Consider the following 24,516-nt stretch of genomic DNA (forward strand, 5'->3'; position numbering starts at 1 on the left):
TCGCTTGGTTGTCGTGAAAAGAGCATGGGCCGCCAACGTGAACCGGCTTGAACAGCGCTAATCTGCCTTTGCCGCTTAACGAAGTTGCTGGTAGTTGCCGTTTCGGTACAGCACGTCAGCTCAAAAGGAGCTTGTCATGCGATTGACTGCCAAACCGTTCGCGCGCCACAAGAACACTGCAAGGTCGTCCAGCCTGTGGAAACTGGGCTCGTCTTTCCTGCTGGCCCGTGCCATTGCCGCCGCCCCGCTGGCGTGGGCGGAAGAAAAAGCCAAGCCGGCCACCGAAGCCACCAAGGCCGCCAACGACGCATTGCTCAAAGAGTTGCCGTTCAATGACAAGACTTCATTCGAACTGGCGCACAAGGGTTTTATCGCGCCGCTGCCCTCCGAGCCGATCAAAGGCCCCAGTGGCAACATGATCTGGGACCCGAACAAATACGGGTTCATCAAAGAAGGTGAAACAGCCCCGGCCACCACCAACCCAAGTTTGTGGCGCCAATCGCAACTGATCAATATTTCCGGCCTGTTCGAAGTCACCGATGGCATTTACCAGGTGCGCAACTACGACTTGTCGAACATGACCATCGTCGAAGGCAAGGATGGCATCACCATCTTCGACCCGCTGATTTCCAGTGAAACCGCCAAGGCGGCACTCGACCTCTACTACCAGCATCGGCCTAAAAAGCCGGTGGTGGCCGTGATTTATACCCACAGCCATGTCGACCACTACGGTGGCGTGCGCGGCGTAATCAGCGAAGACGACGTCAAGGCCGGCAAGGTCAAGATCTACGCGCCCAAGGGCTTCCTCGAACACGCGGTGGCCGAAAACGTGATGGCCGGCACCGCCATGAGCCGGCGGGCCAGCTACATGTACGGCAACCTGCTGCCGCCGAGCGAAACCGGCCAGCTGGGCGCGGGCCTTGGGACCACCACCTCGGCCGGCACCGTGACCCTCATCCCGCCGACCGACATCATCGAGAAGACCGGCGAGAAGCGCACCATCGACGGGCTGACCTACGAGTTCCTGTACGCGCCGGGCAGTGAAGCGCCGGCCGAGATGCTCTACTACATCCACGAGAAAAAGGCCCTCAACACCGCCGAGGACTCCACCCACACCCTGCACAACACCTACTCGCTGCGCGGGGCGAAGATCCGCGAGCCGCTGCCGTGGTCCAAGTACCTCAACGAAGCCCTGAAGATGTGGGGCAACGATGTGCAGGTGATGTACGCCATGCACCACTGGCCGGTGTGGGGCAACAAGGAGGTGCGCGAGCAGTTGTCGTCGCAGCGCGACATGTACCGCTACATCAACGATGAAACCCTGCGCCTGGCCAACAAGGGTTACACCATGACCGAGATCGCCGAGCAGGTGAAGCTGCCCAAGGGCATTGCCGAGCGCTTCTCCAACCGCGGCTACTACGGCTCGCTCAACCACAACGTCAAGGCCACCTACGTGCTGTACCTGGGCTGGTTCATCGGCAACCCGGCCACGCTCTGGGAGCTGCCGCCGGAGGAAGAGGCCAAGCGCTACGTCGACATGATGGGCGGTGCCGACGCCGTACTGAGCAAGGCCAAGACCTACTACGACAAGGGTGACTTCCGTTGGGTGGCCGAGGTGGTCAACCACGTGGTGTTCGCCGACCCGAGCAACCAGGCCGCGAAGAACATGCAGGCCGATGCCCTCGAGCAGCTTGGCTACCAGGCCGAAAGCGGCCCATGGCGCAACTTCTACCTCACTGGCGCCAAGGAGCTGCGCGAAGGCGTCAAGCAACTGCCGACCCCCGACACCGCCAGCCCCGACACGGTCAAGGCGATGGACCTGGACCTGTTCTTCGACTACCTGGCCATGCGCCTGAAAGGGCCTGAGGTGGAAGACAAGCACATTACCCTGAACCTGGACTTCACCGATCTCAAGCAGAAGTACCTGCTGGAAATGGTCAACGGCGTGCTCAACCACACCGAAGGCCTGCAGGCAGACAAGGCCGATGCCACGGTTACCTTGACCCGCGACACCTTGAACAAGCTGATGCTCAAGGAAACCACGCTCAAGGACGCCGTCGCTGCTGGCCAGGTCAAGGTCGACGGTACCGAAGGCAAGCTCGAAGAGCTGATGAGCTACATGGACAACTTCGAGTTCTGGTTCCCCATCGTCACGCCGTAATGGAGGCACGAGCAGCTGGCAGGGCCGCAGGCCCTGCCCTGCTCACCGGCAATACCGCTTGGTACCAAGATCAACGGCATGGGAAGCGGAGTCATCGTCATGTCCATCTATCGAAACGTTCAGGCCCAGGGCGCCAGGTTCGCCGCCGCCGTAGCCCTCGCCACCTTGTGCCTGGACAGCCCCGCCTGGGCTGGCGGCATCCTCATCTACGAAGCCGGCCAGGAGGGCAACGGCCTGGCCAACGCCGGCTCCGCCGCACTGGCCAATGACCCCAGCGTGCTGATGAGCAACCCGGCAGGCATCACCCGGCTCCAAGGCACGCAGATCAGCGCCAACGCCCAGGTGATCCTCGGCGACATCCGTTTCTCGCGGGGCAGCGGCAACCAGTTCGACGGCAACGAAGGCGGCAACGCACTGCAGTACCTGCCCGGCACCAGCCTGTTCATCAGCCACCAGATCGACGACCGTGCCGCCATCGGTTTTGGCATGTACGGCAATTTCGGCCTGGCCCTGGACTACGACGATGACTGGGCCGGGCGCTACTTCACCCAGGAAGCGGCAGTGATCGGCGTGTCGATGCAACCGACCCTGGCCTACAAGTTCACCGACGACCTGTCGATCGGCATCGGCCCGCGGATCATGGTCGGCTACTACCGCACCGAAATGGCCATCAACAACAACCTGCTGGGCCTGGCCGACCGGCCGGACGGGCAGCTTGAATACAAGGACACCGATGTCGGCGTGGGGGTCAACCTCGGCCTGCTCTACCAAGTCACGCCGCGCACCCGCGTGGGCCTGGCCTACACCAGCAAGGTCAAGCTGGAGTTCGACGACAAGCCGCACCTCAAGGACATCAGCAACCCCCTGCTCAACGTCGCCCTGCGCCGGCTGGACGTCGACTCGCTGGAGGTTGACCTGAACGTGCCGCAGACAGCGACCTTCAGCATCGCCCACGAGCTGGACGAACAATGGACGTTGCTGGGCAGCCTGAACTGGCAGGACTGGAGCGATTTCGGCGATGTCGGCGTCGAGGTCGACAGCAATGCCGGCGGCACCAGCCGCACGGTCGATCGCAAATACAAGGACACCTGGCACGCCTCTGTCGGCGCCCAGTACCAGGCCACCCGGCAATGGCGCTGGAGCCTGGGCCTGGGCTACGACAGCTCGGCCGTGGACGACAAGGACCGCACCGTCGACAACCCCATGGGCGAAGCCTGGCGGCTGGCGGCGGGGGTCAATTACCAGGTCGAGGAAGGCTTGGACCTGCACCTGGCCTACACCCTGGTGTGGCTCGGCGACATGGACATCGACCAGACCAAGGCGCGCTCTGGCAGCACGCTGGCGGGCAGCTACGATAACAGTGCGTTGCACATTCTCGGCGGTGGCGCGACCTGGCGTTTCTGAACCACCCTGCGCGCCCGCAGACCCGATCATCGTAAGAAGGAGAAGCTGCATGAACACCAAGACGTTAGCTGCATCGCTGTGCCTTGCAACGCTCATGCTGCAGGGCTGCGCTAGCAAATACGTGGAGTCCGACCAGTACTCGGGCTTCCTCAAGGACTACAGCATCCTCAAGGAAGACAAGTCGCCCTCGGGCGCACCGGTGATGCGCTGGATCAAATCAGGGGTAGATGCCAAGCGCTACACCAGCGTGTACATCGAGCCAAGCCAGCTCTACCCGAAACCGCAGCCGACCGAAAAGGTGCCGCAGTCGACCCTGCAGGGCATCACCCAGTACTACGACCAGACCCTCAAGAACCACTTCTCCCAAGTGTTGCCACTGGCCAGCAGCCCTGGCCCACGGGTACTGGTAGTGCGCCCGGCGATCACCGCCGTCAGCGCCCAGACCAAGAGCCTGCGCCCGTATGAAGTGATCCCGATCGCGCTGATTGCCGCCGGCATCAGCACCGCCACCGGCATCCGCGACCAGGACACCAGCATCGCCACGGAAGCGGCGTTCCTCGATGGCGAGACCAACCAGGTAGTGGCCGAGGTGGTGCGCAAGGGCGCCGGCACCGAGCTGGATGATTCGTCCCAGGTGATGCAGGCCAAGGACGCCAAGGCCGTGCTCGATGGCTGGGCCAAGGACATGGTCAGCTCGTTCCAGGCCCTGAGAAAGTAAACCGCCCCACCCCACTGCAGGGCCGAGCCTGCAGTGGGGCGTAGCACCCTTACTCGGCACCACCGAGGCGCGATCCCATGGACAGCATTCGCGGCAGCGCTCTGCTGCAATTCGACCAACTGCTGACCGAGCACGGCGCTCGGCAGCGCGACTTGCTGGCGCCACTGAAGATCGACCCGCAGGTGGTCGGCAACTATGCCAAGCGCCTGCCCTACCTCAACCTCGTGCAATTGTTCGAGGGCAGTGCGCACGCCCTCAGCCTGCCGCGTTTCGGCCTGGAACTGGCGCTGCTGCAAGGCGCGACCCTGGTCGGCCCGCTGCGCCACCTGGCCAACTCGGCGCCCACCGTCGGCCATGCGCTGGTGGCGGTGATTCGCTACATGCGCCACTACAGCCCGGCCATTCATTTTCGCCTGGAGCACCGCGCCGGCCAGGCACTGCTGTACTTCGACAGTGGCCTGCCCGATTCGCGGCACACACCGCAGGTCGTCGAAAAATCGGTGATGGGCGCCAGGCTGTTGATCGGCGAGCTGCGCGGCACGCCCCTGCGCCCGAAGGCCGTGACCTTGCGCCACCTGGCGCTGGGCGAGCCGGCCGGCTACCTGCGCTACTTCGACTGCCCGGTGTTGTTCGATCAGCCGCACAACTGCCTGCTGATGCCGGCGGATGTGCTGCAAGAGGCCTGCGTTCACCATGACGCGGCATTGCATGCCATCGTGCGCCATTACCTGGAGCAGCAGGCGGCGCCCTGTGACAGCCTGCGCGCCCAGGTCGAACGCATCATCCAGATGCTGCTGCCCAGCCAACGCTGCACCCTGGAGCAAGTTGCCCTGGCCCTTGAGCTGAACCCGCGCACGCTGCAGCGGCGCCTGGCGAGCGATGGCATCGACTTCGAGGATTACCTCGATGGCATGCGCCGGCGCCAGGCCCAGCAGATGCTGCGCAGCACCGGCCTGAGCGTGGGCCAGATCGCCAGCGAGCTGGGCTACCGGCGCACCACGTCATTCTGCCGCGCCCACCTGCGCTGGTTCGACATGACGCCGCTGGAACACCGCCGCCAGCATGGCGACCCGCAGGTCGCCCAGCTTTAACCCTGCCTGTCCTGCGGCTTGCTGGAGGGATCCCGGGCCGGCGCGGCAAACCATTTTTCCCGCGGCACCCACTTCTCCTGCGCCGGGTCACCCAGATAATGCGGCGACATGATCTGCACGCCGTACTCGTTGAACACGTCCTGGATGTTGGCATGCAAAAGGCTCAGCAGCTCGGCCCGCGGCCGCGGCTCGCTGGGCACGGCCTGGGCCACCAGGCGGTATTCCGGGTAGAAGTCCGAAAGCCCGGTCTGGAACACCTGCGGCCGGGGCTTGGCAACGATGCCTTCGGTACGCTCGGCAGCCTCCACCAGCATCGCCTCGACCTGGCGCCAGGGCGTGTCGTAGCCGATGGTGACGACCGTGTCGACGATATAGCCGCGGCCCTGCACCACCCGCGAGTAATTGCGCGTCACGGAGCCTGTGATCATCGAGTTGGGCAAGGTCAGCACCTCGCCAAGGCCAGTGCGAATGGTGGTGTTGAACATGCCCACTTCGGTTACCGTGCCTTCGTTGTCGCCCACCCGCACGTACTCGCCCGCCTTCAGGGTGCGCGAATAGGTCAGGATCAGCCCGGCTGCGGCCTGCCCCACCACGCTGGAGGCGCCCAGCGAGATCATCAAGCCGAGCAGCACCGACAAGCCCTTGAACGCATCGGTGCCGGAGCCTGGCAGGTACGGGTAGGCCATCACCAGGGCGAACAGCCAGATCGCCAGCGAGGTCAGGCGGGTGGTGGGCTGCAGGGTTTCCTCGGTCAGCCACTTGAGCGTGCCGGGGCGCGCCATGCGCTCCAGGATGCGCCGGCTGAAGCCGCTGATGCCGCGGGCGATGAAGAAGATCATCACCGCCACGGCAATGCCGGGGATGGCCTGCAGCATGCCATGCAGCAGATAGCGCAGCAGGTCGAGCAAGTGCACGTTGAGGCTCTCGCCCCAGGGCCGGGTATAGGGGAACTGCGACAGCACGAAGCTCAGCCACTGGTAGCTCAGCAGAAACACCACCACCCAGTACAACAGGCGCAGCAGGCGATCGATCAGGTAGTAGACGTACTGCATGTCGAACAGCGGCAGCTGGCCGACGCGGATCTGCTTGGCGCGCTCGCGCATCAACCGCGTCAGCACCCCGCGCAGCTTGCGTCGGCCCCAGTTGGCGCCCTTGATCAGCACCACGAAGAGCAAGGTGGACATTGCCGACCAGCCCACCGCCTTGAGCAGGAAGCGCAGGCTGCGCGCTTCACCGGTTTCTTCCACCACCTGGCGCAGCGCCGCGGCGGCCTGCTCGGCGGCGAGGCGCGTGTCGCCGCCGTTCACGCCCACATCCAGGGGCGCGACGATGAAGGCCCGATGACCGCCGAGCAGCACCATGTGGCTGTTGAGAATCCTGTCGACGCTGACCTGCAGGTCGTCGGTGCCGCGCAGCGCCTCTTCGATCACCGCCGTGGCGCGCTGCACCCGGGCGGCCGGCGTTTCTCCCAGCAGCGTGGCGTTGAAGGTGAAGATGCTGCGGTTGGCGATGACCAGCTCGGCCGGGTCGGCGGGCACACCGTCGGTGGCGCTGGCGGCGCTGTCACTGCCCTGCCCCACGGCGGGCAACAGCAGCAGCCACACCAGCAGCAGGCGGAAAAGGTGGTTCATTGCACACTCCATGGGCACTCGGACGCACGGCATCTGTGTAGTGATAGCACAGGGTTCACTGGCCGGGGCCTGGCCCCAGGAACCAGCGGAAATAAGGGTTGTCGCCGTCGCTTCTGGCCAGCTCGCGGGCCTCCCGCGCCCAGGCCTGGCGGTTGCCGTTGTAGGCATGCAGGCTGAGGCTGTAGAAGCGCGCAAGCGCCTGCCAGCGGTCGTTCACCGCACTGGCGAAGGCAGGGTCGGCGCCTTGCAGGGGTGGCGCGCCCTTGAGCGCCAGCAGCGCCGGCAGCACCCGGGTGATTTCCCGCGGCCGTACCCAGCCGGCGTACTCGATGCGCGGCTGGTCGTCGGTCACAGGCTTGGCGTCGCCGGCAAATCGTTGCAGCCCATCGCGGTCGGTGACCCAGGTCGCCAGCAGCGCCTGCGCCGAGTCCACACCCACCTCCGCCAGCGCCTGGGCCACCGCAGGCTGCGCCAGGCGCTGGCGAATCCTGGGCACATCCAGCTGCAACGGTTGCAGCGAGCCGATCAGCAGCATTTCGTGGAACTCGGTGGTCCACAGCGACGCATGGGGGAAGACTTCGATGAAGCTCTGCACCAGCGCGCGGCTGTCCTCTTCGTTCTGGGTCGGCAGCGGCAGCCACTGCGCGACCAGGCCGCCTGGCTCCAGGCGTGCGGCAGCGAGCTGGTAGAAGTCGCGCGAGTACAGGTTGACCACACCCGCCGCCGAGGGGGGCGGTGGTTCGAGGGTCACCAGGTCGTAGCGCTGTTCGCTGCGCAGCAATTCACGGCGGCCATCGCGCAGGCGAATTTCCAGGCGAGGATCACTGACGGCGGAGAAATTGCCTTTGAACTGTGGCGCTGCTTGCAGCACCTCGGGCAGCAGCTCGGCCACCACCGGGCGCTGCAGCCCCGGGTAGCGCAGCATCGCCCCGGCGGTGATGCCGGTGCCGAAGCCGATCACCAGCGCCGAACGCGGCTCGCCGCGGTGGATCAGCAGCGGCAACAGGGCCTGCAGGCGCATGTAGCGCAGCGAGGGCATGGCATCGCCGGTGTTGGATACGCCCTGGATGTACAGGCGGTTGAAGGTCTGGCCCTGGCGCCCCTGGCTGACCACCGCCACGGTGCCACCCTTGCCCTCGTGGTAGTAGGTGAGCTGGCCGTTACGCGCACCGGGCAGCAGCTCGGCCAGGCGCTGGGGCGGCGTGAGGGCCGCCACCAGCAGGGTCGCAGCGGCCACCGCAACCACCGCGAAAGCCATGGGCCGGCGCACGCCCTGCCCCCGCCACACCGCCAGCAGGCCGACCACTGCGGCTAGGCCGGCCAGCACCCCCAGGGCGCGCACCAGGCCCAGTTGCGGCACCAGCACGAAACCGGTCAGCAACACGCCGACGATGCCACCCAAGGTGTTGAGCGCCACCACCGCGCCCACGTCACGGCCGACATGGCCGCTGTCCACCGCCAGGCGCAAGGCCAGGGGGAAGGCCGCGCCGAGCAAGGTGGTCGGCAGCAGCACCATGCACAGCGCCGCCGTGGCGAAGCGGGCGCACATCCCGGCCAGCTCGCTGCCGAACAACTGCAGGGCGAGCATTTCGGCCTGGGTCTGGGCCAGCACCAGCCAGCGTCCAAGCCCGGCAAGCTGCAACAGGGCCAGCAAGCCGGCCAGGGCGATCAGCAGGCCGAACAGGCCCCAGGGATCACGAATTCGATCGGCACGCCGCGCATACAGAGCGCTACCGGCGAGCAGCCCGCCCAGGTAGGTGGCCAGCACCACGGCGAAGGCGAACGCACGGGTGCTCATGAACGCCACGATCGACTGGCTCCACACCACCTCATAGCCCAGGGCGACGCCGCCGGCGAGGCAGTACAAACCGATGGCCAGGCGCGCTTGAGCACCTCGCGGGGTCGACGTGCGCAGGGCCGCGGGCGGCAACGCTGCATCGCGCCGGCGGGCCAGCCAGGCGCCCAGGGCGGCCAGCAGGTTGAGCGAGGCGGCGGCGCAGGCGCTACCGCTAACCCCCAGGCGAGGCAGCAGCACGAACGCGGCCAGCAAGGTGCCGGCGATGGCGCCTGCGGTGTTCGCCGCATACAGCCGGCCACCCGCCTCCGCCAACTGGCCGCTGGCCGGTGCCACGGCGCGCACCAGCACCGGCAAGGTGCCGCCCATGAGCAAGGCCGGCAGCCCGACCAGGGCAAACGGCAAGGCCCAGGCCAACAGGCCGGCGCTGCCTTCCAGGCGGGCGAACGGCCCGGCGGCGTGGGCCAAGCCCAGGGTGGCGCCGATGCCAAGCACCGCCACTGCCAGCTCCAGGCCTACGTAGAGCTGCACCGGGCGCTGCAAGCGGTCGGCCCAGCGCCCGAACAGCAGGCCGCCCAGGGCAAGGCCTGCGAAAAAGGCACTGATGCCGGTGGCCACGGCGTGCACTTCCACGCCGACCACCAGCGACAGTTGTTTGATCCAGAGCACCTGGTAGACCAGGCCGGCGGCGCCGGAGAGGAACAGCAGCGTGGCGGGTAACAGCACCTGCAGGTGCGCCTTGCTCTGCGGCGCAGCGGTGACGACGGAGGATGCTGCAGGTGATGCCATGCACGAAGCCCTTGTCTGGTGAAGGTTGCTACCGATGAATGACTGTGGGAGCCGGCTTGCCGGCGATAGCGGCCGAACAGGCTGCGCTAGTGCCTCGGCTGGCCGCATCGCCGGAAAACCGGCTCCCACAGGGGGGGCTCACTGCTTGTTCATCTTCTCCTCGATCTTCTTGTCCACATCGGCGCGGATCTGGTCGATGCTGAAGCTTGCAGGGCGCTGGCTAGGAGGATAGTCCACGAACGTCTGCAAGAACGCCGCCGCCTTGCGGGTACCTTCGAATATCAGGTAATCGTTCTTGGTCAGCCAATCGTAGTACTGGTCGGATACCACGTCCGCCCGCTCGTAAGGGTCCATGCGCAGGTTGAACATTTTCGGTACCCGCAGGCAGGTGAACGGCTCGCTCCACACCTTCAGACCGCCCGGCGCACGTTGCTCGCAGAACACCAGCTTCCAGTCACCAAAACGCATCGACACCAGTTCACCGTCGTCGCTGAAGTAGTAGAACTCGGTGCGCGCGCTCTTGTCGGTCTTGCCGGTGAGCATGTCGAGCTGGTTGAAGCCGTCCAGGTGCACCTTGAAGTTCTTGCCACCGACATCGGCGCCCTTGAGCAGGCGGTCCTTGATGTCGACGTCGCCGGTTGCCGCCAGCAAGGTCGGGAACCAGTCGAGGCCGGACATCATCTGGGTATTTACCGAGTCAGGCTTGATCTTGCCTGGCCAGCGCACCATCGCCGGCACCCTGAAGGCACCCTCCCAGTTGGAGTTCTTCTCGTTGCGAAACGGCGTGGTCGCCGCATCCGGCCAGGACCACTGGTTGGGGCCGTTGTCGGTGGTATAGACGACGATGGTGTTGTCGGCGACCTTGAGGTCGTCCAGGGTCTTGAGCAGCTTGCCGACATCGCCGTCATGCTCGAGCATGCCGTCGGCATACTCGTTGCCGACCATGCCGCTCTGCCCCTGCATCGACTCGCGCACATGGGTGAAGGCGTGCATGCGGGTGGTGTTCATCCACACGAAGAACGGTTTGTTGGCCTTGACCTGCTTGTCGATGAAGTTGATCGCAGCCTGGGTAGTCTCGTCGTCGATGGTTTCCATGCGCTTTTTGGTCAGCGCGCCGGTGTCCTCGATCTTGCCGTCGGCACTGGCCTTGATCACCCCGCGCGGCGAGGCAGCCTTGATGAACTCCTGGTCATCCTTGGGCCAGTACGGGCGCTCCGGCTCCTCTTCGGCGTTAAGGTGGTAGAGGTTGCCGAAGAACTCGTCGAAACCGTGGTTGGTGGGCAGGTATTCATCGCGATCGCCCAGGTGGTTCTTGCCGAACTGGCCGGTGGCGTAGCCTTCGGCCTTGAGCGCCTGGGCAATGGTCACATCGCGCGCCTGCAGGCCCACCGGCACCCCCGGCATGCCGACCTTGGACAAGCCGGTGCGCAACGCCGACTGGCCGGTGATGAAGGTCGAACGCCCCGCCGTACAGCTGTTCTCGGCATAGTAATCGGTGAACATCATGCCTTCCTTGGCAATGCGGTCGATGTTCGGCGTCTGGTAGCCGACCACGCCCTTGCCGTAGGCGCTGATGTTGGTCTGGCCGATATCGTCGCCGAATATCACCAGGATGTTCGGCTTGTCCGCCGCACTGGCCAGGCCCGCCGCGAACGTTGCCGTGGCCGCGAGGGCGGCCGCCGACAACCATGCTCTTCTGGACTTCATAGCTACGTTCTCCGTTTCACGTCACTGCTTTAGTCCACGACTTCGGGCACATGGGTTACCGACACGGGGCTGGCCCAGTACTCCTGCGGTTGGTTGTTGAAGTTTCATGGTGCTTGGAAGGGGTAAACCCGGCGCCACTCACCGGCCATGTCGACCACGGTCCAGCCCTTGGCCTGCGCCTGGTCCAGGGCCTTGTCCAGGTGCCCGACCTTGCTCGTGCGGTCATAGGCCCATTCACGGTGGGCGTCGGTGTGGTGCACCAACCCGGCAAAGCGTCGGCCTGGCCCGGCCATGGTCCACTGCAGCATCTGCAGGTCGCCGTCGGAATTGCCGAAGGCCAGGATCGGCCGGCGGCCGATGACCCAGTCGATGCTCACAGGCTTGCCCGGGCCATCGTCGTTGTGCTGGATGTTGGGCAGGCGCTGGATGCTCAATTTGCCCTGCTGGTCCTGGAAGCGGGCCCCCAGGGTGGTGCCGATCACCTGTTCCGGCGGGATGCCGTACACCTCCTCGGCAAACGCGCGCATGAAGGCCACCTCGCCACCCGAGACGATGTAGGTCTTGAAGCCGTTGTCGCGCAGGTAGGCCAGCAGCTCCAGCATCGGCTGGAACACCATTTCGGTGTACGGCTTGCCGGTGCGCGGGTGGCGGGCGCTGGCAAGCCAGGCGCGGCTGCGGGCAATGAAGTCGCTGCTGCTCATGCCCGAATGGGTGGCGGCGACGATCTTCAGCAGGCCATCCATGCCTTGTGCGGCCAGGGCCTGATGGTCGCTCTCGAGCACCGCCTTGAACGGTTGCTGGGTACGCCACTGGGGGTGTTCAGGGGCCAGGCGCTTGACCTCGTCCATGGCGAACAACACCTCGAAGTACAGCGGCTGCTCGCTCCACAGGGTGCCGTCGTTGTCGAACACGGCGATGCGCTCGGCGGGTACGACGTAGTCCGGCCCGCCTTGCTGGCTGACCGCCTCGACGAAGGCCACGATGGCGCTGCGTGAAGGGCCTTCGCGCCAGGCCGGCAGCGGGTCGGCCGCCTGGGCCAGCAGTGGCAGCAGGATGAGCACCAGGCACAAACCGGCCTGGCGCGCAGCGCCGCGGGCCGAGTCGCGCAGGGTGAGCCTCGCTTGCGTCATTGCCTTACCTCGATCAGCGGCTTCGGGGGTTCAGATCATGCAGCGCGTGTTTGTCAGCGCAATTCGGCTGGCCCGTGGCAGCCTCCTGGCGCAAGCGCTGCAGCAGGCGCTTGCGCGCAGCGGCGCTGAGTGCAGGCTCGCCCTGGGCACCGTACGCAGCCTGGAAAAAGGCTAGCAAATCGCCCTGCGATTGCTCGCCACAGGGATGTTCACTTGACGACAGCACACGTCGCCCGGTGCGGCGCCGAACCCACAGGTACAGGCCGTCCAGGCGCACCGGCAGGCGGGCGCCCTGCTGCCGGGCCTGGCGCAGGGCAAAGCCTGGCGAATCGAGCCAGGCCTGGTGGCGCCGGGCCTGCCAACCGCGCAGCCAGTGCCAGCCTGCCCGCCCCCATTCACGCCCGGCCCATGCCAATGCCGCCAACAGCGACAGCGCTACCAGCAGCACCAGCCAATGGCCGGAAAGCCTGACCTGCGCCCCCTGGCCGAGGGCCTGCAGGTCTTGCGTGAGGGAGAACGGTGCCTGGTAGGTGCCCGCCTGTGCCTGCACCTGCACCGCAGGCAGCGAAGCCGTGTGCGCCTCGCCCGTCGCGCCATCCCACCACTTCAGCTCGATGGCCGGCAGGCTGAAATCCCCGGCGGCCGTGGCCACATAGCTGACACTGTCCTCGCGCTGGCCGCCCAGGGTGCCGCCGCGGCCATCGCTGAGCGGCGCTACCTGGGGCGTCTGCACATAGCGCTTGAAACCTTCGACCTCGCTCAACGGCGGCGGCGGGATCAGCATGGCCTGGGCACCGACGGCCACCGTATGCAGGCGGCGCGTGATGCTGTCACCGACCCGCAAAGGGCTGCGGGAGCGCTCGATGGTCTGCGTCAGCTCCACCCGCTGCGCCACCAGGCGCTGCTCGCCGGCCGTGCTGGCAGGCCCGCTAGCCTCGAACGACAGCGGCTGGCTGCGCACGGTCAGCACCTTGCTATCCGGGCCGGGCTGAACGCCAAAGGCCAACGCCGGGATGTCGAAGCGCTGCGCCACGGTGGGGGTGATCTGGTAGTGATAACGCAAGCCGAAGAAGGCCTTGCCGTCGAGCTGCCGGTTCAGGTGCTGGGCTTCGCCGCTGGGCGGGCTGACCACCGCGCCGGCCAGTTGCAGCGCTGGCAGCACCGGGGCATCGGTGAACCAGGTGTCGACCAGCAGGTCCACTTCCAGGTTGACCGTGGCCCCGGTCATCACCGGTTTGTCCGGCACCAGCCGCGCCTGCACCCTCACCTCGGGGTCCGCCGCATTCGCAAGCCCGGCCAGGCACATCAACAGCAGCAAGGCCCTGCGAATCATGGCGCCTCCTTGGCCGCATCCTGCAGCGCGAACTTGCGCCTGAGGAACTGCGCCGGCGAAGTGGTGAGGTTGTTCAGCCACAGCTGATCGGACGCTGCCTGGGCGGTCTGTTGCTGCTGTTGCTTGCCGCCTGCGCTGGGCGTCTGGTCCTCGACGACCTTGTCGGGTTTCTCGTCGGGTGGGTCTGCCTGCTGCTGGTCCTGGTAATCCTTGAGCAGCGCCTGGGCCAGCGCCAGGTTGGCCTGGGCTTCGGCGAACTCCGGCTGCAGGCGCAAGGCCTGCTGGTAGGCGGCAATCGCCTGGGGGAATTTGAACAGGCGCACGTAGCTGTTGCCCTGGTAGAACCAGGCCATTGGCGTATCGACCTTGCCCAGGCTGGCCAGCGCCGCCTGGAAGTCGGCAGCCTCGTAGGCGGCGACGCCCTTCCAGTACGGGTCGTGGAACTGCGCGGCAGCCTGCGGGTAGTGCCCATGCTCGAACGCCCAGCGCCCTTGCTGGTCGGCGGTGAAGAAGGCATCGGCCAGCGCCCCCGCCCGGGCAGGCTGCGCGGTTGCGCCCAGCAGCAGGGCCAGCAGCAGGCCCGGCAGCCAGTTCACCCGCCAGCCCCGGCGCACGCTCAACAGCACCAGTAGCAGCAACGGCCAGCACAGCCAGTAGCCGGCATCCTTCCAGTGCAACTGCGCCTCCAGGCCACTGGCAGCCTTGAAATGGCGCTGGGCATGCAGCTCGATCCAGTCCAGGTCGTCGTCATTGAGCGACAGGCTGCCCAGCGGCGCATTCGCCGCCTTGGCCAGGCCCTTGAGGCCCTGGGCATCGAAATCGCCCTGCACCGGGCGCCCCTGGGCATCGAGCCTGGGCAGGCCCTGGGCATCGCGCAGCGGGCCACTTGGCTGGCTGCCGACCGCCAGCACCAGCACCTGCAGCGGGCTGCCGCGCAAACGCTTGCCGATTGCCTCGAACTGGCTGGGGTCGGCGCCATCGGTCAGCAGCACCAGGCTGCCGGGCGCCTGTTCCGCGTCCAGCAGCTTGAGCGCCTGGTCGATCGCGCCCAGTGCGTCCTTGCCGGGCTTGCTCATCAGGTCGGTGGCCAGGGCCTGGATGAAGGTGTCGAGCAGCGCCGGGTCATCGGTGGCCGGCAGCACCAGGTGCGCGCTGCCGGCGTAGGCGACCAGCGCCGTGCGCGCCCCGGCGCGGCGCAGCACCAGGTCGTGCAGGGTGTGGCGCACCGCCGCCAGGCGGCTGGGCGGCACGTCGTCGGCATCCATCGAAGGCGACAGGTCCACGGCAATGATCAGCGGTGCGCGGTTGTCGAGAAAGTCTGGGGTGTCCTGCTGCCAGGTCGGCCCGGCGGCGGCCAGGGCGCCGAGCACCAGCACCGCGCCGAGCAGGTGCACGGGGCGCCAGCGCCGCTGTTCCTGCGGGGTGATCAGCAAGTGCGCAACCAGGTGCGGGGCGATGATGCCGTCAAGCTGGCGGCGCAGGTCGTGCCGGCGCAGCCACAGCAGCGGCAGCAGCACGCCGGGCAGCAGCATCAGCAGCCACAGCGGCCGCAGGAAGTGGAACGCGCCAAGATCGATGGTCATGCCGGCGGCTCCACAGGTTGCGTCCGCCGGCCTGCGAGCCTTGCGCGCGCCAGGGCCAGCAACTGGCCCAGCAGCAACAGCGCCAGGGCTGCGCCCAGCGGCCAGATGAACAGGTCACGCTTGGGCTGGTGGCTGAAGGTCTTGACCTGGTGCGGGGTCAGCCGGTCGAGGGTGGCGTACACCTGCTGCAGGGCCTGGCGGTCGTCGGCGCGGAAGAACTGGCCGCCGGTGGTGTGGGCGATGGCCTGCAGGGCGGCCAGGTCGACCTTGGCGTCACCAGTGGCCTGCGGGTCACCGATACCGATGGTATGTACCACGATACGATTGGCCCGAGCCAGGCGCGCTGCATGCTCGGGGGTGATGGCGCTGCCGGTGTCGTTGCCGTCGGTGAGCAGGATCAGCACCTTCTCCGGCGCCTGGGCATGGGCCATGGCCTTGATGGTCAGGCCAATGGCATCGCCCAGCGCGGTGTTGGGGCCGGCCATGCCGATGCCCACTTCGTCCAGCAACATCAGCAGGCTGGCGTGGTCCAGGGTCAGCGGCGCCTGGGGGTAGGCCCCGGTGCCGAACACGATCAAGCCGATGCGGTCGTCCTTGCGCCGGGCGATGAAGTCGCGCACCACCGCCTTCACCGCGCTCAGGCGGTCGGTGCGCTGGCCTTCGGCGTTGGTGTAGTCGGTGGCCGACATGGACTGGGAGATGTCGATGGCCAGCATCATGTCGCGCATGGGCTGTTCGCGCTGGATCGGCCGCTCCACCAGCACCGGCCTGGCACAGGCCGCCACCAGCAGCCCCCACACCAGCACATTGAGCAGCAACTGCCCGCGCCCGCCGCTGGCGCTCGCAGCGCCCGGCTGCTTGCCGACGGCACGGCTCATGGCCGCGAAAAACGGCACCCGCAGTGCACTGCGGCTTTCCTGGTAGACGCTCAGCATCCGGTAGGCCACCCAGGCCAGGGGCAGCAGCAGGAACACCCAGGGGTAGTCAAACTGCCACATGGTGCCCCTCGATCCAGCGGCGGCTGGTACTGAACAAGGCGTCGAGCTGCTGCGCCTGCAGCCCGAGCACCTGGGCATCCGGTGCATAGGCGAGCGTGTGCAGGGTGTCGGCAAAGCCCTCGGGCAGCGGCTGCGGCGCATGCCGGGCGAGAAACGCCTGCCACTGCGCACCGGCCAGGCTGGCCACCGGCGGCGCCCCCGGCATCGACAAGGCGACCCGCTTGAGCAACTCGGGCAGTTCGCGCAGACCCGCCAGCCCGCCGCCCGCCAGTTGCTCGAGCCGCTGCAAGGCTTCACGGCGATAACGCTCGCGCTGCCAGCGCCGCCAGCGCAGCGCCGCCCACAGCAGCACCAGCGCCAGCAACAGCACGCCCACCACCAGCCAGGCCCAGGTCTGCGGCAGGTAGCTGAACGGCGGCGCGCCGGGCGCCAGTTCGCGCAACTGGTCGATGGCAGGCGCTGGGGTATTCATCGCGATGCCTGGGCCAGGCGGCCCAGCTCCCGGCGCAATTGTTCAAGGCTGTCGTCGCCAGTGCTCACCAGCATCAACGGCACCTGGCTGCGACGCAGCAGTTCGGCGACATCGCGCAGGCGCCCGGCCAGGAACTCGCCCAAGGGCCGGTTGATGCGGCGCTGGCCAACCTCAAACTCTACCTGCTGGGCGCCCTGGGTCACATTGAGCCGGCCCTTGTCCGGCAGTTGCAGGGCAATCGGGTCATAGACCTGGATGGCGATCACGTCGTTGTGCTGGCGCAACTGGCGCAGCAACGCCAGGGTGTCCGGGCCGATGCCGGCGAAGTCGCTGATGATGCAGATCAGGTGATCATGGCCCGCCGAGGCCACGCAGCTGCGCAGCACCTTGTCCAGCTGCGCGTCGTTCTCGGCATCCGCCGCGTAGGCCGACAAGCGCTGGTTGGCCTTGATCACCGCGCTGCACAATGCCTCGACCCGCGCACGGCTGCGCAGCGGGCGCACGTAGTCGATCTGCTGGTTGCCGAACACCATGCCACCGACCCGGTCGCCGGCATGGAACGCCATCCACGCGCAGATGGCCGCCAGTTGCGCGGCGCTGACCGACTTGAAGTAGCGCTGCGAGCCGAAATACATGCTCATGCGTTGATCGACCAGCACCAGCGTGGGCCGGTCGCGCTCCTCGGTGAACGTGCGCACGAATGGCTTGCCATAGCGCAGCGAGGCGCGCCAGTCGAGGTGGCGCAGGTCATCGCCGGGGATGTAATGACGCAGTTCATCGAAGCTCAGCCCGCGCCCGCGCAGGCGCGAGGCGTGGTTGCCGGAAAGGATGCTCGACAGCGGCTGGCGCGCGACGAAGCTCAAGCCGCGGGCACGTGCTTCCAGCGCCATCAGTTCGGCGAGGGCGGCATAGACGAAACCATCGGCGGCAACGCTGCGCGCGGGCATCGGTATCTCCGTCAGGCGGGAATGGCCACCTTGTCCAACAGCCGGTCGATGACCTGGTCGGCGCCCACCCCATCGGTGATGGCGTCGTAGGAAAGCTGCAGGCGGTGGCGCAGCACCGGGTGCACCACGGCACGCACGTTATCCGGCGAAACGAAGTCCTGGCCATTGAGCCAGGCGTGGGCCCGCGACACCCGGTCCAGGCTGATGCCGCCGCGCGGGCTGGCGCCGATGCTGATCCAGCGGGCCAGGTCGGCATCGTAGTCGCCGGGGTGGCGGGTGGCGTTGACCAGGTCGATGAGGTAGCGGTCGATGGCGGCGGCCACGTGCACCTGGGCCACTTCGCGACGGGCGTCGAAAATCACCTGCTGGGCCAGCCGCGCGGGCTGTGTCGTGCCGTCGTGGCTGGCCTGGTCCTCTTCGCGCACCAGGCGCAGCACCTGGGTTTCGTCTTCAGGGCGCGGGTAGTCGAGCTGCAGCTTCATCAGGAAGCGGTCCATCTGCGCCTCGGGCAAGGGATAGGTGCCCTCCTGCTCGATGGGGTTCTGGGTCGCCAGCACCATGAACAGGCCCGGCATCGGGTAGCTCTGCCCGGCCACGGTGATCTGCCGTTCTTCCATGGCCTCCAGCAAGGCGGCCTGGACCTTGGCCGGGGCGCGGTTGATTTCGTCGGCGAGGATGACGTTGCCGAACAGCGGGCCGGGCTGGAAACGGATGCTGTTGCCTTCGCCGGTCTGCTGCAGGATCTCGCCGCCGGTGATGTCCGACGGCAGCAGGTCGGGGGTGAACTGGATGCGCCGCATCTGCGCTTCCAGGTGCGTAGCCAGGGCTTTGACCGTGCGGGTCTTGGCCAGGCCTGGGAGGCTTTCTAGCAGCACATGGCCGTTGGCGAGCAGGCCCAGCAGCACGTGGCGGATGGTCTGGGCCTGGCCGAGGACCTTTTGCGCGACCGAAGCTTCCAGGGCCTGGACGTGTTCGTGAGTGTTCACGGGGCGGGGTTCCTGGGTGGCGGTTGGGAGTCTGGTAAATCTAGTTGGGTTGGGGTGGGGTGCAATGGGGTGTCGTGAAGAGAACATGCGCCGCTGGTGCTTGGGTTGGGTTTTGTAGTGGGTTTGAGATCGCGCGCCGCCCGCGCGGCGCATCGCGGATAAATCCGCTCCTACATTTGTTGCAACGTGCCACAGTCTGTCAGGCCATGGTTGTCCGCCTTTGGCGCCCGCCGAGAAACCGCGTCGTACAAACAAGGCTGGCAACCATGGCCTATCAGGCATAGGCACGTTGCAACAAATGTAGGAGCGGATTTATCCGCGATGCGCCGCGCGGGCGGCGCGCGATCTCAAAACCACCAAAAAACCCAACCCATGCCCCCAAGATCCCCTCAAGGCTGCTTCTGCCAATACGGCTCGATGCCCCGCAACCGCGGATCTTCCGGCGCCACCTCGCGCATCCGCTGCACATACGGCCAGGCCTGCTCCCGCTCCCCTGCCAGGGCATGCAGGTAGATCAGCGAATACAGCAGGTCCGCATCCGCCGGCGCCTGCTCCAGGCCACTGCGCAACGCCTGCAGCGCCTCGTCTCGGCGGTCCATGCGCGACAGCAGCAAGCCCTGGTTGTAACGAATGCGCGTATTGCCCGGCAGGGCCACGGCCGCCTGCTCCATCCAGCCCGCCGCCTCCTCGGGCTTGCCCCGCTCCACCAGCAGCAGGGCGAGCATGTAGGCCAGGTTGCCGCGGTCGGGGGTGGGCATCTTGTCCAGCGCCACGCCTTCGCGCAGCAGCTGCTCGGCATCGTCCAGGCGCTGGCTGCCACTGGCCAGGGTGACCAGGTTGACCCTGGCCGGCGTGAAATACGGGTCCATGCGCAGGGCCTGGCGGTACTGCTGCATGGCCTGCTCGTCACGGCCCTGGCGCTGCATCAGCACCGCCAGGTTGAGCCGCCCGCCCGGCAGGTCGGCGTTGCTGCGCAGGCGCTGTTCGTATTCGGCAAGCATGGCGCCGTACGGTTGGCGGCTGGCTTCGGGAAGCTGCGCGGCGGGCACGTCGGCCAGCGCACGCACGGCTTCGTCGCGCACCGCCAGGGCCGGGTCCTGCAACAGCGCCAGCAAGGGCGCCACGCGCTGTTCGGGCGGTACACGGCTGAAGCCGTTCACCGCATAGGCCCGCACCACCGCGTCCTTGTCCTGCAGCGCCCAGCGCAAGTTGCTGCTGGCCGCAGGCCCCATGCCCGCCAGCTGCTCGGCAGCGGTCGCCCGGACGATAGCGGGGTTGCTCTTGTCTGCCAGCACGTAGCCCAGGCGGCTGAGGCCGGAACTTGGGTCTTCGCGCACGGCATGGAAACTTTCGCCGTAATGGGCCGGGCGCTTGGGCTGGCCGAACCAACTGTCGATGGCGCTGGCGGCCCATGCTGGCTGGCGGTCTTGATGGCACATCGTGCAGGCATCCGGGCCGACGCCCTGGGCCGCGAGGTCCGGCCGTGGAATGCGCAGGGCGTGGTCGCGCCGGGGGTCGACGACCATGTAGTTCTTGCTCGGCATGTGGCAGTTCACGCACTGCGCGCCCGGCGAGCCTGCAGCATGGTGATGGTGCTCGGGGCTGTCGTAGTCCTTGGCCTGCAAGCCGGCAAAGCGCGCGGTGTTGGGCTGGGTGTTGTGGCACTGCAGGCACAGGCCGTTGCCTTCGATGCGCACCTTGGTGGTGTGCGGGTTGTGGCAGTCGGTGCAGGTGACCCCGGCGGCGTACATCTTGCTCTGGGTGAACGAGCCGTACTCGTACACCTCGCCGTCGATCTGCCCGTCGGCATGGTACAGGCCGGCGCGCAGGGTGGCCGGCAGGCTCTGGTCGAGCTGCGGGTGGCCGGGCAACTGGCCGGTGCCAAGGCCCTGCCGGCGGCTGTGGCAATAGGCGCACTGCTCCACCAGCCCCTTGCTGCCCAGCGCCTTGAAATCCACCGCCAGGCCCTGGGCCGGCGATGCCCCGGGGTTGTGCCTGGCCCAGTCGACATGGGCCTGGCTTGGCCCGTGGCAGCCTTGGCAGCCCACGGTCTTCTCCTGCCAGGTACTGGCGAAGCTGTCCTTGGCATCGTCGTAGTGCTTGAGCAGCCGGGTCGAATGGCAGTCGGCGCACATGCCGTTCCAGTTCTGGTAGCGGCCGGTCCAGTGCAACGGGTCTTGCGGGGTGAAGCGCTGCCCGGGATACAGCGAGAACCAGCGCTGGCCACCCTGCTCCACGGGCCGGCTATCCCAGGCGATGGTCAGGGCCTGCAAGCGCCCCCGCGACAACGCCACCAGGTATTGCTGCAGCGGCGAGTAGCCGAAGGTGTAGAGCACCTTGAAGTCGGCCGGTTTGCCGTCCTCGCCTTCGATGTTGACGAAATAGCCATCGCCCTTGCGATAGAAGCGCGCCTGCACGCCATCCTGGTCGTAGCGCACGTCATTGAAATTGCCCAGCACGTTGGCCGCACTGGCATCGCGCAGCGCCCAGGCATGGTCGGAATGCTGCCACTGTGCGGCCTGCTCGGTGTGGCAGGCCTGGCAGCTGCCGGCATCGGCGTAGCCTTCACGGTCCTTGGCCGGGGCCGGCGGCTGGCCGCCTCCCGGCGCGGCCGTGACGAGCGGCGTGCTGGCCAGTGCCAGCAACAGCACGGTGCTTCTGACGAGCACTCGCAACCCCTGCACTGCCTGTGCACGCCACCCCATTGATCAGCTCCACGGCCGTTGCTGTTCGCCCTGTAGCGGGCTGTTCTGATGTATTCGCACCCCAAAACACAGCTTCACCCTAGTACAGCCCTCTGCTTCCTGCGCATCGTGCACAGGGGCCTGGCCGAAAAAACCTCGACTACACTGCGACAGGCTCAGTCGCCCAGCCAGCACCTGAGCCAGTTGCCTTGCTTGATTGACTTTCCAGTGCCGGAGCTGCCAATGAGAGCCATAGCGGGATTGACCATGCGTTTGCAACAGGTGCTGCTGGTATCGGCGATCGCCGCCTGCAGCACCGCCACCACAGCTGCCGCCACGGAACCCTTGGGCGGGCAGCCACCACCCGGCGCCACCCCTTCGGTCAAGGACTTCGACTACCAGATCAAGTACCAGCGCGCCTTCGAAGCCATCCTGTGGAACATGCCAGCGATCTCGATCTATTCGTTCCGCCGCGCCGCCGTGGAAAACCTCGGCTACAAAGACAACGACATCATCGCCTACTCGGCCACCGCCACACCGCAGCTCGAGGCCATAACCGCCAACAGCACCACGCCCTACATCGCCGCCTACACCGATTTGCGCAAGGGCCCGGTGGTGCTAGAAATCCCCGCGGCCGGCGCCGACGGCAGCCTCTACGGCCAGGTGGTGGACGCCTGGCAGTTCACCATCGCCGACGTCGGCCCGGCCGGCCTCGACCAGGGCAAGGGCGGCAAGTACCTGTTCACCGCGCCCGACTACAAGGGCGAGGTTCCCGCCGGCTACTTCCATGTCGCCTCGCCGAACTACCGCATCGCCCTGGCCTTTCGCTCGGTGCCGCCGGCCGGCAGGAGCGCGGCCGACGCCTACGCCTATGCCAAGCGCCTGCGCATGTACTACCTGGCCGAGGCCAAGTCACCGCCGCAGCAGAAATTCATCGACCCCGCCCATGAGCGCTACCCGACCCTGCCCTTCTACGACGAGCGCCACTTCGAGGACATGCACGCGATCATGAGCGTGGAGCCCGTGCGCGAACACGACAAGGTGATGATGGGCATGCTGGCCTCGCTGGGCATCGAAAAAGGCAAGCCCTTCGCCCCCGACGAAACCGCCAGGCGCGCCATGCACCAGGCCGCCATCGATGCCTGGTTCTACTTGCAGCAGTGGTTCGACACCCACATGGCCAAGCGCGTGTACTGGCCAGACCGCCACTACGTATCGCTGCTGCAGGCCGATGCCAACCGCGAGTTCAAGTTCATCTACGACGATCGCATCGACCTGATCGAGCGGGCCGCGGAGTATTTCTGGTGCACCTACATGCCCAAGGTGCTCGGCGACTCGCCAGCCACCTCCTACCAGATGGCCATGGCCGACAACCAGGGCAAGCCGCTGCAGGCCGGCCAGCTGTACAAGGTGGATGTACCCGCCGACATGCCGGTCAAGCAGTTCTGGGCGCTGACGGTGTACGACCGGGCCACGTTCTCGTTCATCTACAGCGACAGCAACCGCACCACCTTGTCATCGTTCGACGTAGCCAGGATGAAGAAAAACGCCGACGGTGGCGTGACCCTCTACGTCGGCCCGCAGGCCCCGGCGGGCCTGGAGTCCAACTGGATCCCCACCTCGGGCAAGCGGCCCCTGCCCGCCTTGCGCTTCTACGGGCCGACCGAGGCGTTCAACAACAAGACCTTCAAGATGCCCGACTTCGAACGGGTCGGCCCTTGAGCCCTGCATACGCGTTGCCCTCATCGAATGACAAGGCTGCGTAGGCAGCCACAAGGAGACGTCATGAAACACTGGTTGCTGGGTGCATCCCTGTTGTCCCTGAGCGTATCGGCCTTTGCCCAGATCCCCGACAAGCTGGCCGAGGATGCCTACATCTATGGCTATTCGATCGATGAAGCCTACAAGTTCTTCTACGAAACGGCGGTGAAGACCCACACCCCGCTCAACCGCTTCCAGAACATCCGCCACCTGGCCGATGACACCTACACCGACCACCCCACCATCAACAACGACACCTTGCACCTGATGGGCTGGCTGGACGTGGCCGCGGAACCTGTGATCGTCAGCGTGCCGGACATGGACAAGGGCCGTTACTGGATCCTGCACACCATGGACATGGGCCACTACACCACCTCCATGATCGGTTCACGCACCCGCGACACCAAAGGCGGCCATTTCATGTTCGCCGCCCAGGACTGGAAAGGCGAAGTACCGCCCAGCGTCACCGAGGTGATCCGCGTCGACTCCAACCTGATCAAGCTGATGGGCCGGATCATGGCCACCGGCCCCGAAGACCAGAAGACCGCACTCAACTACATGGACGACTGGAACGTGCGCACGCTGTCCGCCTACCTCGGCCTGCCCGGGCCCAAGGCCAAGCAACGCACCTACCTGGACCCGGCCAAGAGCAACTGGCTGCAACGGGTCAATTTCGTCCTGTGCGATGGCAGCATGGCCAAGGCCGACCAGAAATGGCTGGACCAATACAAGGCGGTGGGCCTGGCCCCGTGCAAGAAAGACTTCACCCAGGAACAGCTGGCTGCCGCCAGGAAAGGCGAGGCGCTGGGCAAGAAGCACATCGAGGAACTGGCGCCCAAGCTGACCACTTCCGGCAAGTCGCTGGGCACCCGAGAGCAGCTTGGTGATGGCCCGCGCGACCTGTTCGCCGTCGGCACCTACGTCGGCCAATGGGGCCTGCCACCGGACGAAAGCGTCTACCTCAAGGAAGGCACCGCCAGTGATGGCAAGAACATCAACGGCGCCAATGGCAAGTCGTACCGCATCACCTTCAAGGCGCCGGATGTCAGCCAGTTCTGGTCCTTCACCGTCTACGCCGCCGACAACCGCTTCATGGCCCACAACGCAATCAACCGCCACAGCCGCGGCGACCGCACGCTGAAGCCGGACGCCGAGGGCAACTACACCCTGGAGCTGAGCGCCAAGGGCGACGAGAGCAACCCCAACTACCTGCCCATTCCGGAAAAGGACGCCTACATCGTGATGCGCCTGTACGGCCCCAGCAAAGCCGTGCAGGAAGGCAGCTACAAGTTCCCGCCGATCGAGGTGGTCAAGCCCTGAAACCTG

The 24,516-nt window shown here is 66.5% G+C and carries 17 protein-coding genes; 6 read left to right on the forward strand and 11 right to left on the reverse strand.

Translation table 11 applies throughout. The features are described 5' to 3' along the window. The first annotated feature begins 136 nt into the window (after positions 1-136). The 4 genes from L6D75_RS22595 (at position 137) to L6D75_RS22610 (ending at position 5,374) form a co-directional block, all read left to right on the forward strand. The gene (locus tag L6D75_RS22595; protein ID WP_176515583.1) at positions 137-2,161 is read left to right on the forward strand and encodes an alkyl/aryl-sulfatase; all 2,025 of its coding nucleotides are present in this window, start codon (positions 137-139) and stop codon (positions 2,159-2,161) included. Positions 2,162-2,260: 99 nt separating this feature from the next. Next, on the forward strand, positions 2,261-3,565 hold the full coding sequence (locus L6D75_RS22600) for an OmpP1/FadL family transporter (protein WP_236193839.1): 1,305 nt from the start codon (positions 2,261-2,263) through the stop codon (positions 3,563-3,565). A 49-nt stretch (positions 3,566-3,614) separates the two neighbouring features. Further along, the gene (locus L6D75_RS22605) at positions 3,615-4,283 is read left to right on the forward strand and encodes a DUF3313 domain-containing protein (protein WP_176515585.1); all 669 of its coding nucleotides are present in this window, start codon (positions 3,615-3,617) and stop codon (positions 4,281-4,283) included. A 77-nt stretch (positions 4,284-4,360) separates the two neighbouring features. Continuing rightward, a complete protein-coding gene (locus tag L6D75_RS22610; protein ID WP_176515587.1) occupies positions 4,361-5,374 on the forward strand; it encodes an AraC family transcriptional regulator in 1,014 nt (337 codons plus the stop codon). Here the strand turns inward: L6D75_RS22610 and L6D75_RS22615 are convergent. From L6D75_RS22615 to L6D75_RS22665, 11 genes are all read right to left on the reverse strand, one after another. Beyond that, the gene (locus tag L6D75_RS22615) at positions 5,371-7,005 is read right to left on the reverse strand and encodes a mechanosensitive ion channel family protein (protein ID WP_176515589.1); all 1,635 of its coding nucleotides are present in this window, start codon (positions 7,003-7,005) and stop codon (positions 5,371-5,373) included. The genes L6D75_RS22610 and L6D75_RS22615 overlap by 4 nt on opposite strands. 55 nt (positions 7,006-7,060) lie before the next feature. Beyond that, positions 7,061-9,589, reverse strand: a complete 2,529-nt coding sequence (locus L6D75_RS22620; RefSeq protein WP_176515591.1) for a fused MFS/spermidine synthase — start codon at positions 9,587-9,589, stop codon at positions 7,061-7,063. 138 nt (positions 9,590-9,727) lie between these two features. Continuing rightward, positions 9,728-11,296 carry an arylsulfatase gene (locus L6D75_RS22625; protein ID WP_176515593.1) on the reverse strand — a complete coding sequence of 523 codons (1,569 nt, stop codon included), beginning with the start codon at positions 11,294-11,296 and terminating at the stop codon, positions 9,728-9,730. Between the two features lie 104 nt (positions 11,297-11,400). Continuing rightward, positions 11,401-12,426 carry an HAD family hydrolase gene (locus L6D75_RS22630; RefSeq protein WP_236193840.1) on the reverse strand — a complete coding sequence of 342 codons (1,026 nt, stop codon included), beginning with the start codon at positions 12,424-12,426 and terminating at the stop codon, positions 11,401-11,403. 13 nt (positions 12,427-12,439) lie between these two features. Further along, complete coding sequence (locus tag L6D75_RS22635) at positions 12,440-13,759, reverse strand: BatD family protein (RefSeq protein WP_176515595.1); 1,320 nt, start codon at positions 13,757-13,759, stop codon at positions 12,440-12,442. Continuing rightward, the gene (locus L6D75_RS22640) at positions 13,756-15,342 is read right to left on the reverse strand and encodes a VWA domain-containing protein (RefSeq protein WP_176515597.1); all 1,587 of its coding nucleotides are present in this window, start codon (positions 15,340-15,342) and stop codon (positions 13,756-13,758) included. Before L6D75_RS22640 ends, L6D75_RS22635 begins: the two co-directional genes overlap by 4 nt. Next, positions 15,339-16,340, reverse strand: a complete 1,002-nt coding sequence (locus L6D75_RS22645; protein ID WP_176515599.1) for a vWA domain-containing protein — start codon at positions 16,338-16,340, stop codon at positions 15,339-15,341. The genes L6D75_RS22640 and L6D75_RS22645 overlap by 4 nt, the downstream gene beginning before the upstream one ends. Beyond that, positions 16,327-16,812 carry a DUF4381 domain-containing protein gene (locus L6D75_RS22650; RefSeq protein ID WP_176515601.1) on the reverse strand — a complete coding sequence of 162 codons (486 nt, stop codon included), beginning with the start codon at positions 16,810-16,812 and terminating at the stop codon, positions 16,327-16,329. The genes L6D75_RS22645 and L6D75_RS22650 overlap by 14 nt, the downstream gene beginning before the upstream one ends. Then, positions 16,809-17,759 (reverse strand): DUF58 domain-containing protein, encoded by a 951-nt coding sequence (locus L6D75_RS22655; protein WP_176515603.1) that lies wholly within the window; start codon positions 17,757-17,759, stop codon positions 16,809-16,811. Before L6D75_RS22655 ends, L6D75_RS22650 begins: the two co-directional genes overlap by 4 nt. 11 nt (positions 17,760-17,770) lie before the next feature. Beyond that, the gene (locus L6D75_RS22660; protein ID WP_176515604.1) at positions 17,771-18,745 is read right to left on the reverse strand and encodes an AAA family ATPase; all 975 of its coding nucleotides are present in this window, start codon (positions 18,743-18,745) and stop codon (positions 17,771-17,773) included. Between the two features lie 389 nt (positions 18,746-19,134). Next, positions 19,135-21,450: a tetratricopeptide repeat protein gene (locus L6D75_RS22665; protein ID WP_176517553.1), complete on the reverse strand. Its 2,316-nt coding sequence runs from the start codon at positions 21,448-21,450 to the stop codon at positions 19,135-19,137. Positions 21,451-21,696: 246 nt separating this feature from the next. On the opposite strand from L6D75_RS22665, the gene L6D75_RS22670 reads away from it, so the two are divergent. Together L6D75_RS22670 and L6D75_RS22675 are read left to right on the forward strand one after the other, a co-directional pair. Continuing rightward, positions 21,697-23,151: a DUF1254 domain-containing protein gene (locus L6D75_RS22670; RefSeq protein ID WP_236193844.1), complete on the forward strand. Its 1,455-nt coding sequence runs from the start codon at positions 21,697-21,699 to the stop codon at positions 23,149-23,151. 63 nt (positions 23,152-23,214) lie between these two features. Beyond that, complete coding sequence (locus tag L6D75_RS22675; protein ID WP_176517551.1) at positions 23,215-24,510, forward strand: DUF1254 domain-containing protein; 1,296 nt, start codon at positions 23,215-23,217, stop codon at positions 24,508-24,510. Positions 24,511-24,516: the final 6 nt, after the last annotated feature.

The organism is Pseudomonas faucium (genome assembly GCF_021602585.1).
Taxonomy (GTDB): domain Bacteria; phylum Pseudomonadota; class Gammaproteobacteria; order Pseudomonadales; family Pseudomonadaceae; genus Aquipseudomonas; species Aquipseudomonas faucium.

Coding starts and splice junctions, on each gene's coding strand:
- L6D75_RS22595 (WP_176515583.1), top strand. CDS start 137: ATGCGATTGACTGCCAAACCGTTCGCGCGCCACAAGAACACTGCAAGG.
- L6D75_RS22600 (WP_236193839.1), top strand. CDS start 2,261: ATGTCCATCTATCGAAACGTTCAGGCCCAGGGCGCCAGGTTCGCCGCC.
- L6D75_RS22605 (WP_176515585.1), top strand. CDS start 3,615: ATGAACACCAAGACGTTAGCTGCATCGCTGTGCCTTGCAACGCTCATG.
- L6D75_RS22610 (WP_176515587.1), top strand. CDS start 4,361: ATGGACAGCATTCGCGGCAGCGCTCTGCTGCAATTCGACCAACTGCTG.
- L6D75_RS22615 (WP_176515589.1), bottom strand. CDS start 7,005: ATGAACCACCTTTTCCGCCTGCTGCTGGTGTGGCTGCTGCTGTTGCCC.
- L6D75_RS22620 (WP_176515591.1), bottom strand. CDS start 9,589: ATGGCATCACCTGCAGCATCCTCCGTCGTCACCGCTGCGCCGCAGAGC.
- L6D75_RS22625 (WP_176515593.1), bottom strand. CDS start 11,296: ATGAAGTCCAGAAGAGCATGGTTGTCGGCGGCCGCCCTCGCGGCCACG.
- L6D75_RS22630 (WP_236193840.1), bottom strand. CDS start 12,426: ATGACGCAAGCGAGGCTCACCCTGCGCGACTCGGCCCGCGGCGCTGCG.
- L6D75_RS22635 (WP_176515595.1), bottom strand. CDS start 13,759: ATGATTCGCAGGGCCTTGCTGCTGTTGATGTGCCTGGCCGGGCTTGCG.
- L6D75_RS22640 (WP_176515597.1), bottom strand. CDS start 15,342: ATGACCATCGATCTTGGCGCGTTCCACTTCCTGCGGCCGCTGTGGCTG.
- L6D75_RS22645 (WP_176515599.1), bottom strand. CDS start 16,340: ATGTGGCAGTTTGACTACCCCTGGGTGTTCCTGCTGCTGCCCCTGGCC.
- L6D75_RS22650 (WP_176515601.1), bottom strand. CDS start 16,812: ATGAATACCCCAGCGCCTGCCATCGACCAGTTGCGCGAACTGGCGCCC.
- L6D75_RS22655 (WP_176515603.1), bottom strand. CDS start 17,759: ATGCCCGCGCGCAGCGTTGCCGCCGATGGTTTCGTCTATGCCGCCCTC.
- L6D75_RS22665 (WP_176517553.1), bottom strand. CDS start 21,450: ATGGGGTGGCGTGCACAGGCAGTGCAGGGGTTGCGAGTGCTCGTCAGA.
- L6D75_RS22670 (WP_236193844.1), top strand. CDS start 21,697: ATGCGTTTGCAACAGGTGCTGCTGGTATCGGCGATCGCCGCCTGCAGC.
- L6D75_RS22675 (WP_176517551.1), top strand. CDS start 23,215: ATGAAACACTGGTTGCTGGGTGCATCCCTGTTGTCCCTGAGCGTATCG.